At 74.6% G+C, this 13,349-nt stretch carries 3 protein-coding genes and 1 pseudogene; all 4 read left to right on the forward strand.

The window, feature by feature from the left end; translation table 11 throughout:
* Positions 1 to 5 precede the first annotated feature (5 nt).
* A pseudogene (locus tag AWX74_RS13085) lies at positions 6 to 3,218 on the forward strand (acyltransferase domain-containing protein); the annotation flags it as partial.
* Between the two features lie 57 nt (positions 3,219 to 3,275).
* Positions 3,276 to 9,083, forward strand: a complete 5,808-nt coding sequence (locus tag AWX74_RS42010) for a type I polyketide synthase (RefSeq protein WP_091275859.1) — start codon at positions 3,276 to 3,278, stop codon at positions 9,081 to 9,083.
* 131 nt (positions 9,084 to 9,214) lie between these two features.
* A complete protein-coding gene (locus AWX74_RS13095; RefSeq protein WP_242666239.1) occupies positions 9,215 to 13,015 on the forward strand; it encodes a type I polyketide synthase in 3,801 nt (1,266 codons plus the stop codon).
* A 56-nt stretch (positions 13,016 to 13,071) separates the two neighbouring features.
* Positions 13,072 to 13,349: beta-ketoacyl synthase N-terminal-like domain-containing protein (locus tag AWX74_RS13100; protein ID WP_207550322.1), on the forward strand; the 278-nt coding region annotated here is incomplete at its 3' end.

The following is a 13,349-nucleotide window of genomic DNA, read 5'->3' on the forward strand; positions in this document are numbered from 1 at the left end:
CGGGGTCGTTGCATGTGGGGGTGCCGACGTCGCGGGTGGATTGGTCGGTGGGGGGTGTGGAGGTGGTGCGGGAGTCGGTGGCGTGGCCTGATGCCGGGGGTCGGGTGCGGCGGGCGGGGGTGTCGTCGTTCGGGATGTCGGGGACGAACGCGCACGTCATCCTCGAAGAGGCCCCGGGCTCGCGGGTGCGGACGCCGGTGGGTTCCGCGGCTCCGAACGCGGTCTCGTCCGACGCCGACGCCGACGCCGTGGCCGTGGCCGTGGACCCCGATGCCGAGGACATCACGGTGCCATGGGTGCTCTCGGCCCGGTCGGAGACCGCGTTGCGTGCGCAGGCCCGGCGCCTGCTGTCCCAGCTGGGCGAGACCGCCGATCCACCGTCGGTCCGCGACGTGGGCTGGTCCCTGGCACATGGGCGGGCGGCGTTGGAGCACCGTGCGGTCGTCGTCGGCGAGGACCGCCTGCGCGGGCTGCGTGCGCTGGCGCAGGGGCAGTTCGACCAGGACGTCGTGCCCGGGCGGTCCACCGGTGGTGACGACCGGGTGGTGTGGGTGTTCCCGGGGCAGGGGGCGCAGTGGCCGGGGATGGGCGCGGAGCTGCTGGAGTCGTCGCCGGTCTTCGCGCGGCGGGTGGCTCAGTGCGATCGGGCGTTGCGGCCGTTCCTGGACTGGTCGGTGGTTGAGGTACTGCGGGGCACCGCGGGCGCGCCGCCGCTGGAACGGGTGGACGTCGTGCAGTGCACCTCGTGGGCGGTCATGGTGGGGCTGGCGGCGCTCTGGGAGTCGTGGGGGGTGCTCCCGGACGTGGTCGTCGGGCATTCACAGGGCGAGATCGCGGCGGCGTGCGTGGCGGGGGCGTTGTCCCTGGACGACGCGGCGCGGGTGGTGGCGGTCCGGTCGCAGGCGATCGCGCGGGTGCTGGCGGGTGCGGGCGGCATGGCGTCGGTGGCGCTGCCCGCGGCGGAGGTGGCGGCCCGGCTGGCGGGGCAGGACGGGCTCGTCGAGGTGGCGGCGGTCAACGGTCCGTCGGCGACCACCGTCGCCGGCGAGCCCGATGCGTTGGGCGCGGTGCTCGCCGGCTGGGAACGCGAGGGGGTGCGGGTCCGGCGGCTGCCGGTGGACTACGCGTCCCACACAGCCCAGGTGGAGCACGTCCGTGAGCGGCTCGCCGAGGAGCTCGCCGCCGTGGTTGCCCGGCCGGCGTCCGTGGCCATGTGGTCGACGGTCACCGCGCGGCCGGTGGACCCGGCGGTGCCGCTGGACGGCGGGTACTGGTACCGGAACCTGCGGTCGACGGTGCGTTTCGGGGCGGTCGTCGAGGCGTTGGTGGCGGACGGGTGCCGAACGTTCCTCGAGGTCGGCGCGCATCCGGTGCTCACCGCGGCGGTGGCGGAGACGGCCGAGGCGGCCGGGGTCGATGACGCGCTCGTCGTCGGGTCGCTGCGGCGCGGTGAGGGTGGGCTGGCGAGGCTCCTGACCGGCGCCGCGCAGCTGTGGGCACACGGTACGCCGGTGGACTGGGGACCGCTGGTGGCCGGGGGACGCCTGGTCGACCTGCCCACCTACCCGTTCGAGCACCGGCGCTACTGGCCGGATCCGCCCGCGACCGCCGGCAGCGGCGGTGGCGGTGGCGGCATGGAGGCGCCCGAGAGGCCCGGCACCGGCCATCCTCTGCTGGGCGCCGCGATCCCGCTCGCCGACACCGGTGGGCTGCTGTTCGGCGTGACGTTGTCGCGCGACGTCACGCCCTGGCTCGCGGAGCACACGGTGGCCGGCGTCGCGCTGCTGCCGGCTACCGCCTTCCTGGAGATGGCCGTGCGCGCCGGCGTGGAGGCGGGCTGCGACCAGGTCGCGGAGCTGACTCTCCAGACGCCGCTGGTCGTTCCCGACCGTGGTGGTGCCCATCTGCAGATCTCGGTCGGTCCACCCGGACCGGCGGGTGAGCGTGCGTTCGCCGTGTACTCCCGTCCCGGCGGGCCGGACGAGACGGGCGACGACCCGCGGCGGGCGGCGGATCCGGGCGGCCGGTGGACCCGGCACGCGACAGGCATGCTCCTGGCCGGCGGCGGGCATGGGGCTACGGCGCGCCCGTCGTTCGATCTCGCCGTATGGCCGCCTGGCGGTGCGCGGCCAGTCGCGACCGACGATCTCTACCCGCGGCTGGCAGCCTCCGGTGTGGACTACGGGCCGGCGTTCCGCGCGGTGCGGGCGGTGTGGCGTCGCGGCGCGGAGCTGTTCGCCGAGGTGGCGCTGCCTGAGCAGCTCGGTGCGCAGGCACGCCGGTTCGGGCTGCACCCGGTACTGCTCGACGCCGCCCTGCATCCGCTGGTCCTCGACCCGGAGCTGGGGCCGCGCCGGCTGCGTCCCTTCTCCTGGAGCAACGTCGGAGTGCACGCGACCGGCGCCCCGGCACTGCGGGTGCGGCTGTCCCCGGCCGGCCCCGACGAGGTCGCCATCGAGGCCGCGGACGCCACCGGACAGCCGGTGGCCGACGCGCTGCTGACCTTGCGCCCGGCGCCCGCACCGCCGGCCGCGGAGCCCACCCCGGCGGTGCCGGCGGCGGCCGTCCCGGTCAGGCAGGTGCCGATCCAGGACGCACCGGGCCAGCCCACCGCAGTGGTCGTCCAGCCGGGGGCGGGCCACCCGGATGTGTCGTCGTTCGCCCGGCGGCTGGCTGGCCTGCCCGGACCGGAGCAGGACCGGGTGCTGCTCGACCTGGTCCGTGCCCAGGCGGCCGCGGTCCTCGGCCACGGCGAGAACGGTGTGGTGTCGGGCGACCGCTCGTTCCGGGACCTCGGTTTCGACTCGCTCAGCGGCGTGGAGTTCCGCAACCGGCTGACCGCCATCACGGGCCTGCGGCTGCCGGCGGCACTCGTGTTCAACCAGCCGACGCCACGCGCACTTGCCCGGTATCTGCGCGGCGAGCTGGACCCCGGCCGCCACGGCGAACACGACGCCCTGGCCGAACTGGAACGGCTCGAGGTCGCGCTGGCCGCCGCCGGCCCCGAGGTCGACGGCCAGGTCATCGCCCAGCGTCTGCAGACGTTGCTGTGGCGATGGAACGACACCCGTCCCGGCACGGCGGCGGCGAGCGCCGCGACGGCCGGAACGGGCGGGATGGGCGGTGGTGGCCATCCGGCCGCGGCCGGCGACGACTTCGACGCGATGAGCGACGACGAGATGTTGGAGGCGATCGACCGGGAGCTCGGCGCGTTCTGATCCGTCCGCCGTGATCGGCCTGATGCCGCGATCTGCCTGACAGTGGGAGTGAGACCGATGTCCAGCGCCAACGAAGACCGGCTCCGTGACTACGTCAAGAAGATCATGACGGATCTTCGGCGGGCCCGGCGGCGGCTGGGCGAGCTCGAGGCCGCCGCGCACGAGCCGATCGCGATCGTGGGCATGAGCTGCCGGTTCCCGGGCGGGGTGCGCTCACCGGAACAGCTGTGGGATCTCGTCGCCGCCGGGCGCGACGGAATCAGCGGGCTGCCGGCCGACCGGGGCTGGGATCTCGCCGGCCTCTACGACCCTGACGGGGTGCGTCCTGGCACGACCTACGCCCGCCACGGGGGCTTCCTGCATGACGCCGCCGACTTCGACGCGGACTTCTTCGGGATCTCGCCGCGCGAGGCGCTGGCGATGGACCCGCAGCAGCGGCTGCTGCTGGAGGTCACCTGGGAGGCGGTCGAGCGGGCGGGGATCGACCCGTCCACGCTGCGGGGCAGCGGGACCGGGGTCTTCGTCGGCAGCATCTACCAGGACTACGTATCCCGGCTGCGCGAGGTGCCCGCGGAGGTCGAGGGCCACCTGAGCACCGGCGCCGCCAGCAGCGTGCTGTCCGGCCGCCTCGCCTACGTCCTCGGGTTGGAGGGGCCGGCGGTCACCGTCGACACCGCCTGCTCGTCGTCGCTGGTCGCGCTGCACCTGGCGGTGCGTGCGCTGCGCGGAGGGGAATGTGGACTCGCCCTGGCCGCGGGCGTGGCGGTGATGTCCAGCCCGTTGGTGTTCAGCGAGTACAGCCGGCAGCGCGCGCTGTCCGCGGACGGGCGCTGCCGGGCCTTCGCCGCGGACGGCGATGGGTTCGGCCTCTCCGAAGGCACCGGCGTCCTGCTGCTCGAGCGGCTCACCGACGCGCGCCGGCTGGGGCATCCGGTGCTCGCGGTGGTGCGTGGCAGCGCGGTGAACTCCGACGGTGCCTCCAACGGCCTGACCGCACCGAACGGCCCCTCCCAGGAACGGGTGATCCGCCGGGCGCTGGCCGACGCGCAGGTGGCACCGGAAAGCATCGACGCGGTGGAGGCCCACGGCACCGGAACCCCCCTCGGCGACCCGATCGAGGCCGACGCCCTGCTCGCGACCTACGGGCAGGGGCGGCAGCCCGGCGCGCCGCTGTGGCTGGGGTCGCTGAAGTCGAACATCGGGCACGCGCAGTCGGCCGCGGGCGTCGGCGGCGTCATCAAGATGGTGCTCGCGCTGCGGCAGGAGACCCTGCCGCGGACCCTGCACGTGGGCGAGCCGACGGCGGCGGTCGACTGGGACAGCGGTGACATCCGGCTGCTTACGGAGCAGGTCGCGTGGCCTCGGGCTGATCGGCCGCGCCGGGCGGGCGTGTCATCCTTCGGTGTCTCAGGCACCAACGCGCATGTGATCCTCGAGGAGGCTCCGGCGGTCGGCCCCGACCCCGCCGCCGATGCCGGGTCCGAGGCGGAGACCGGCTCCGCGGGGGGAACCGGCTCCGGGCCGGTGCACGGCGCCGAGACGGCGGCGGGTCCGGAGGGTCCGGTGTCCGTGGACGCCCAGGCCGTGCCGTGGCTGCTGTCGGCGCGGTCTGCGGCCGGGCTGCGCGGGCAGGCGGCCCGGCTGGCCGAGCACCTGGCCGGCGGCGTGACCACGGCCGAACCCGCCGACGTCGGATGGTCCCTGCTGCGTGGGCGGGCAGCTCTGGAACACCGGGCGGTGGTGCTGGGCGACGACCGCGTGGCGGCGCTGCGTGCGCTGGCCGGCGGCGAGCCCGGTCCCGACGTGGTGCGGGGGCGGGCCGACGCCGAGGACGGCGGTGACGGCCGGGTGGTGTGGGTGTTCCCCGGGCAGGGCGCCCAGTGGGCCGGGATGGGCGCGGAGCTGCTGGAGACGTCGGCGGTGTTCGCCCGGCGGGTCGCCGAATGCGCCGGGGCGCTGGCGCCCTATGTGGACTGGTCGGTGCTCGACGTCCTGCGCGGCGCCCCGGATGCGCCGCCGCTGGAGCGGGTGGACGTGGTGCAGCCGGTGTCGTGGGCGGTGATGGTGGGTCTCGCGGCCGTGTGGGAGTCATGGGGCGTGCGACCGGACGCGGTGGTCGGACATTCGCAGGGGGAGATCGCGGCGGCCTGCGTGGCGGGGGCGTTGTCCCTGGACGACGCGGCGCGGGTGGTGGCGGTCCGCGGGCGGGCCATCGCGGCGCGGTTGGCCGGCCATGGCGCCATGGCCTCGGTCGCGCTGCCGGCCGCCTCGGTCGCCGCCGAGCTGGAGCAATGGGCCGGCCGGGTGGCCGTCGCGGCGGTGAACGGCCCGTCCGCGACCGTGGTCGCAGGCGAGCCGGCGGCCCTGGACGGGCTGCTGGCCCGCTGGTCGGAGGAGGGCGTCCGGGTCCGGCGGCTCCCGGTGGACTACGCGTCGCACACGGCGGCGGTCGAGGCGCTGCGGGCGGACCTGCTGCGTGACCTCGCCGGCATCCGTCCGGTGCAGCCCCGGATCGCCTTCCACTCCACGGTCGAGGGCTACCTCTTGGTGGCCGAGGGCGGTCCCGACACCGGGCCGTCGCGGCTGGACGCCGAGTACTGGTTCCAGAACCTGCGCTCGCCGGTACGGTTCGCCGCGGCCGTCCGCGGGCTCCTCGACGCGGAGCACCGGGTGTTCGTGGAGATCGGTGCGCATCCGGTCCTGACCCCCGCCGTGGAGCATACAGCCGAGGCCGCCGGGGCTGACGGCACGCTCGCCGTCGGCTCGCTGCGCCGCGGGGAGGGCGGTCTGCGGCGGCTGGTGGCGAGCGCGGCGCAGTTGTGGGTACACGGGGTGCCCGTGGACTGGGCACCGCTGGTCGCCGGCGGGCGGCGCGTCGACCTGCCCACGTACGCGTTCCAGCGCCAACGCTACTGGCTGCACGACGGTGCCCGGCCGGGAGCCGGCACGGCCCGCACCGCGGACGTCGCCAGTGCGACCCGGCAGTCACTGTTCCAGGTCGCGTGGACGCCGTTGGCGGTTCCGGCCGGTGCGGCGGAGGCGGCCCGGGCCCGTCTCGTGACCGTGCCGCCCGGCGTCGATGCCCCGGCCACGGCCCTCGCCGCAGGCGAGCCGCCGCCGGACTGGACCGTCGTCCGCCTGCCACCCACGACGGGTGACGCCGCCTCCGTCCGGGGGGCGGTCCGGTGGGCGCTGTCGCTGGTCCAGGCCTGGTTGGCGGACGAGCGCCTCGCCGGGTCCCGGCTGGTACTGGCCACCCGGGGTGCCGTGACCGGTGAGCCCGTGGCCGGGCAGGTCACGGATCTGGCCGGCGCCGCGGTGTGGGGGCTCCTCCGATCAGCGCAGTCCGAGCATCCCGGCCGGTTCGTCCTGCTCGACCTCGACGATGCCGACAGCTCCGCGGACATGGTGCCTGCCGCCCTGGCGGCCGCCGGGGCGCAGGACGAGAACCAGATAGCCCTGCGCGACGGACGTGCGTTCGTCCCGCGGCTGACGCCGGTTCCGCCGGCTCCGGCTCCGGCTCCGGCTCCCGGACCGGCCGAAGCCGTCGCGGCCGCGGCCGCAGTCGCAGTCGCAGCCGCGGAAGCTGGGACCACAGAGCGCACCCTGCCCTGGGACCCGGCGGGCACGGTTCTCGTCACCGGCGGAACCGGAACTCTCGGTGGTCTCGTTGCCAGGCACCTCGTCACCCGGCACGGGATGCGGAACCTGCTGCTGACCGGGCGGCGCGGCGCCGTCCCCGAATGGGTGGCGGATCTCACCGCGCTCGGCGCGCACGTCACCGTCGCGGCCTGCGACGTGGCCGACCGCCAGGCACTCGCCGCTGTACTGGCGGAGGTCCCCGCGGACCGTCCGCTGACCGCGGTCGTGCACGCCGCCGGCATCCTCGACGACGGCGCCGTCGTCTCACAGACCGGCGAGCGGGTCGATGCCGTGCTGCGGCCCAAGATCGACGCCGCGCTGCACCTGCACGAGCTGACCGCGAACCACGACCTCGCCGGTTTCGTGCTCTTCTCCTCGGCGGCCGGCGTGTTCGGTGGCCCCGGCCAGAGCGGTTACGCCGCGGCGAACGCGTTCCTGGACGCGTTCGCACAGTGGCGTGCGGCGCGCGGCCAGCCGGGTGTCTCGCTGGCGTGGGGCCTGTGGGAGCTGCGCAGCGGCCTGACCGCCGGACTCGGCGACGCGGACCTACGACGGATGGCCCGGGCGGGCATGCGTGCTCTGACCACATCCGAAGCGCTGGACCTGTTCGACCGCGCGGTGGCCGGTACCGCGGACGCGGCACTGGTGCCGATCGGCCTCTCGGAGGACGTCCTGAACGCCCAGGCACAGGCGGGCACGCCCGCGGTGATGACGCGCGGCCTCGTCCCGATCGCCACACATCCGTTCACCGGTGGGACCGGTGGCGCGGGCGCCGTCCCGGTCGGCGGCGCGGCCGGCACGGACGGCGGCACGGACGCGAGGTCCGGGCTGGTCCGCACCCTCGCCGGGCTGACCAGGACCGAGCAGCGCGACGTCCTCGTCGACCTCGTCCGGGCACAGTCCGCCGCCGTGCTCGGACACCGCTCGCCGCAGGCGGTCGAGCCCACCCGGGCGTTCAAGGAGATCGGCTTCGACTCCCTCACCTCCGTGGAGCTGCGCAACCGGCTGGCGGAGCTGACCGGGCTGCGCCTGCCCGTCACGCTGGTGTTCGACCACCCGAGTCCGCGGGCCGTCGCCGAGCTCCTGTACGCACGGCTGGTGGAGGAGACCCAGGTCTCCACCGCCGCACCCGGAGATTTCTCTCGCGGCCTGGCCGTGGTGACCAGCCCGGGTGTCGCACGGGCGGGTGCCGATGACGACCCGGTCGTCATCGTGGGTATGGGCTGTCGTTTCCCTGGCGGGGTTTCCTCGCCGGCGGATCTGTGGCGGGTGGCGGCGGAAGGCGTGGACGCGGTCTCCGGTTTTCCTGCCGACCGCGGATGGGATGTGGCGGCGCTCTTCGATCCGGTGCCGGGCCGGCCGGGACGCTCGTATGTGCGTGTGGGCGGATTCCTGTATGACGCCGGTGATTTCGATGCGGATTTTTTTGGGATTTCTCCGCGTGAGGCGTTGGCGATGGATCCGCAGCAGCGTCTGTTGTTGGAGGTGTCGTGGGAGGCGTTGGAGCATGCGGGGATTGATCCGACGTCGTTGCGCGGCACCGACACGGGTGTCTTCACCGGGCTGATCTACCAGGGATACGGCGTCGAGACGGTCGGTGCGCCCGAGAGCGTCGAGGGGTACCGGATCAGCGGCACCACCTCCAGTGTGGCCTCCGGTCGGGTCGCGTACACGCTGGGGTTGGAGGGCCCGGCGTTGACGGTGGACACGGCGTGTTCGTCGTCGCTGGTGGCGCTGCACCTGGCGGTGCGTGCGCTGCGCGCCGGCGAGTGCACCCTCGCGCTGGCCGGTGGCGTCGCCGTGATGGCCAGCCCGACGACGTTCGTCGAGTTCTCTCGGCAGGGTGGGTTGGCGGTGGATGGTCGGGTGAAGGCGTTTGGTGAGGGTGCGGATGGGACGGGGTGGGGTGAGGGGGTGGGGGTTGTGGTGGTGGAGCGGTTGTCGGTGGCGCGGGAGCGGGGTCATCGGGTGTTGGCGGTGGTGGGTGGTTCTGCGGTGAATTCGGATGGTGGGTCGAATGGTTTGACGGCGCCGTCGGGGGTGGCGCAGGAGCGGGTGTTGCGGGCGGCGTTGGTGGATGCGGGGGTTTCGGCGGATGGGGTGGATGTGGTGGAGGGGCATGGGACGGGGACGCGGTTGGGTGATCCGATTGAGTTGGGTGCTTTGTTGGGGGTGTTTGGTGGGGTGCGGTCGGGGGGGTTCCGTTGTTGGTGGGGTCGGTGAAGTCGAATATTGGTCATACGCAGGCGGCGGCGGGTGTGGCGGGTGTGGTGAAGGTGGTGGAGGGGTTGCGTCGGGGGGTGGTGGCGGGGTCGTTGCATGTGGGGGTGCCGACGTCGCGGGTGGATTGGTCGGTGGGGGGTGTGGAGGTGGTGCGGGAGTCGGTGGCGTGGCCTGAGGTGGTGGGTCGGGTGCGGCGGGCGGGGGTGTCGTCGTTCGGGATCAGTGGCACGAACGCACACGTCATCCTGGAGCAGGCCGGCCCTGACGCGGACTGGTCGGGCGCCCGGGACCTCCCGGCCGCCGGCGGGAGCCCGCACGACGGCGCCGCCGCGGCGGGGGTGCCTCCCACGGTCGTGCCCTGGCTGGTCGCCGCTCGGTCCGAGGACGCACTGCGCGCCCAGGCCACCCGGCTGGCGGCCTTCCTGCCCTCCGGCGTCCCGGCTCCGGAGACCGGGACCGCCCCGGGGACGGCACAGCCCCTGGTGGATGTGGGCTACTCGCTGGCGACCGGTCGTGCCGCGCTGCCGTCCCGGGCCGCGGTGGTGGCCACCGACCTCGACGGCGCGACCCGCGGGCTGGCGGCGCTCGCCCGTGGTGAGTCCACGCCGACGGTCGAGCGGGCGACGGTCAGCGCGCCGGGCCGCACGGCGCTGCTGTTCACCGGCCAGGGCTCGCAGCGGCCCGGTATGGGCCGTGAGCTCTACCGGCGGTTCCCGGTCTTCGCCGAGTGCTACGACCAGGTTCGCGCCCATCTCGACCCGCTGCTGGACAGCCCTCTCGACGACGTGGTCGACGACCCCGAGCGGCTCGACCGCACCGAGAACACGCAGCCCGCACTGTTCGCGCTGGAAGTGGCGCTGTACGGCCTGCTGCGGGCCTGGGGTGTCGCACCGGATGTCGTCGCAGGGCACTCCATCGGTGAGATCGCCGCCGCGCACGTCGCGGGAGTGCTCTCGCTGCCCGACGCCTGCGCCCTGGTGGCCGCGCGGGGGCGGCTGATGGCGGCCGCGCCGGGCGGCGCGATGCTCGCCGTCGAGGCGACCGAACGTGAGGTGCGCGCATGGCTGCGCGCCATCCCGCGCGGCGCCGCGGCCTCTGACATCGGCACCGCTGACGTCGAGGCGGCCGGTGACGTCGACGTGACCGGTGACATCGACGTGGCCGCGGTGAACGGCCCCACGTCCGTCGTGCTTTCCGGGACGGTGGCCGCGGTGGCCGCGGTGGCCGTGCTCGCTGACCGGGCCGGCCGGCGGACCCGCAGGCTCAGGGTCGCCCACGCGTTCCACTCCCCGCTGATGGACGGCATGCTGGAGCCGTTCCGCAGGGTCGCCGAATCCCTGCGCTACCAGGCACCGACCGTTGCACTGGTCTCCACGGTGACCGGCCGGTCGGTGTCGGCCGCCGAGCTGTGCGGCGCCGACTACTGGGTCCGGCAGGCCCGTGCCGCGGTGCGTTTCGGTGATGCTGTCACCTGCCTGCGTGAGCGGGGCGTCACCACATTCCTTGAGCTCGGGCCGACCGGTGTCCTGTCCGCGATGGGGCGTGCATGCGCCGCCGACGGCGACGCCGTGTTCATCCCGACGCTGAGGGCGGACCGCTCCGAGGAGCACGCTCTGGTGACGGCGCTGAGCCGGGCGCATGTCCATGGCGTCGACATCGACTGGGCGTCGTTCTTCGCCGGGACGCGGGCCCGCCGGGTCGACCTGCCCACCTACGCGTTCCAACGGCGTCGGTACTGGCTGACGCCGTCCCCTGTCATCGCCGACTCCGCCGACTCTGGCGGCCTCGCCGACGAGACCGCCGGGTCCGGCGCGGACGACCTCACCTACCGGATCGCCTGGACGCCGGTGACGGTCCCCACCGCGCCGGTGCTTTCGGGAACCTGGATCGTGGCGATTCCCCCGCTGCCGGAAGCGGCCCGGCTGGCCGACGAGTGCGCTCAGGTGCTGGAGCTGCGCGGCGCCAGGGTGGTGCGACTCGCCGTGGACGGCTCCGACACCGACCGCGGGCGGCTCGCCGGCCGCCTCGCCGCACTGACCGGAACGCACCAGCCGATCCCGGACGACATCCGGGGAGTGCTGTCCCTGGCGTCGATGGACACCACTGCGCTTGGGACGCATCCCGTTCTCCCGACCGGTCTGGCGCTCACCGTGGCGTTGCTGCAGGCACTGGGTGATGTGGGGGTGAGCGCCCCGCTGTGGTGCGCGACCAGTGGCGCGGTGTCGACAGGAGCCGGGGACCCACCGTCGGGCCAGGCGCAGGTACTGGCGCAGGCGCAGGTCTGGGGGCTCGGCCGGGTCGCCGCGCTGGAGATGCCCGGGCGCTGGGGCGGTCTGGTCGACCTGCCGGGTGCACTTGGCCCGAGGGCGGCCGAGGGGCTGGCCGCGGTCCTCACCGGGATCTGCGGTGAGGACCAGGTGGCATTGCGCCCGGCGGGCCTGTTCGCCCGGCGCATCGTGCGCGCCCGGGGTGGCCCCGGAGCCGTCACGGATGGCTCCCGGTGGCGTCCACGCGGGACGGTTCTGATCACCGGGGGGACCGGTGCGCTGGGCTCGGAGGTCGCCCGCTGGTGTGCCGCCGAGGGCGCCAGGCGCCTGGTGCTCACCAGCCGGCGGGGCCTGGCCGCACCCGGTGCCGCGGAGCTGGCAGCGGAGCTCACCCGCCTCGGCGCCGAGGTCACGGTGGCCGCCTGCGACGTCACCGACCGGGACGCGCTCGCCGAGATCATCGCGACGGTGCCGGCGGACCAGCCGCTGACCGCGGTCGTCCACGCGGCCGGTAGCGGTGACGGCGCGGTGCTGGAACGGACGACACCGGCGGAGCTGGCCGCGGTCGTCGCGGCGAAGACGACCGGTGCCGCCCACCTCGACGATCTCCTGGCCGGGCAGCCGCTGGACGCCTTTGTGCTGTTCTCCTCCGTCGCCGGGATCTGGGGCAACCCCGGCCAGAGCGCCTACGCGGGGGCGAACGCCTGGCTGGACGCGCTGGCCGAGCGACGCGGTGCCCGGGGCCTGCCCGCGACCTCGGTGGCCTGGGGACCCTGGGCCGGTGCGGGCATGGCCGACGACCCGCGGGTGCGGGAACGGACCGAGCGCCACGGTCTGCCGCCGCTGGCGCCCGAGGTGGCGCTGCGAGCGCTGGCGCAGGTCGTCGGCCGTGCCGAGCCCGGCGTTGTGGTGGCGCGCGTGGACTGGGAGCGCTTCGTCGCCGCCTTCCCGCCAGACCGCACGACACGTTTCGTGGACGAGATCCCCGCGGCCCGGGCCGCGGCCGCGCGCGGCCGGGACGGTCGTTCGCGGATCGCCGGGGAGGGGCCCGACGACCTGCTCGCAGCGGGGCTGTCGTCCGCGGGGCTGCCCTCCGCCGGGCTCGCCAGCCCGCGGTCTGTCGGGCTGCGGGATCGCCTCGCGTCGGTGCCGGCGAGCGGTCGGCACCGTCTCCTGCTCGGCCTGGTGCGCTCCGAGGTCGCCGCGGTTCTCGGGCATGCCTCGCCCGAGGACATCCCGGCGGACCGGGCCTTCACCGATCTCGGCTTCGACTCGCTGACCTCGGTGGAGACACGTAACCGCCTCGCCCAGGCGACGGGGGAGCAACTCCCCGCGGTGGTCGTCTTCGACCATCCCACTCCGGACGCGCTCGCCCGACACCTGCTCACACTGCTGAGCCCGGAGGAGAGCGGCCTCGGGACGAGCGGCCCCGAGCCGATTCTCGCCACCCTCGACCGCCTGGAGGCGAGCATGCTGGCCGGCTCTCCGGACGAACAGGCGCGGGCCGCGCTGGAGACCCGGCTGCGGGCCATGCTGCGTACCCTGCGCGGCCAGGCACCGGCCGGAGGCGACGGACCCGCCGCTGACACGGCCACCGAGGATCTGGGCGCGGCGACCGACGAGGAGATGTTCGACCTCCTCGGCCGGGAGTTCGGCATCTCGTAAGCCCGGATCCGCCCATCCATCTGTTCGTCCCCGCCAGAGACCAGGAGGAGTCCGACGTGTCGAACGAGGATCGGCTGCGCCATTTCCTGAAGCAGGCGACCACCGAGCTTCGGTCGGCGACCCAGCGGGTGCGCGAGCTGGAGGACTCCGCCCGCGAGCCGATTGCGATCGTGGGTATGGGGTGTCGTTTCCCGGGTGGTGTGTCGTCGCCGGCGGACCTGTGGGATGTGGTGGTGCGGGGTGGGGATATGGTGTCGGGTTTTCCGGTGGATCGTGGCTGGGATCTGGGTGCTCTTTTCAGCGAGGATCCGGGTGTGCCGGGTCGGAGTGATGT

It is taken from the genome of Parafrankia irregularis (assembly GCF_001536285.1).
Lineage (GTDB): Bacteria > Actinomycetota > Actinomycetes > Frankiales > Frankiaceae > Parafrankia > Parafrankia irregularis.

Excerpts from the sequence above, each read along its gene's own strand:
- AWX74_RS42010 (WP_091275859.1), top strand. The coding sequence starts at position 3,276 with ATGTCCAGCGCCAACGAAGACCGGCTCCGTGACTACGTCAAGAAGATC.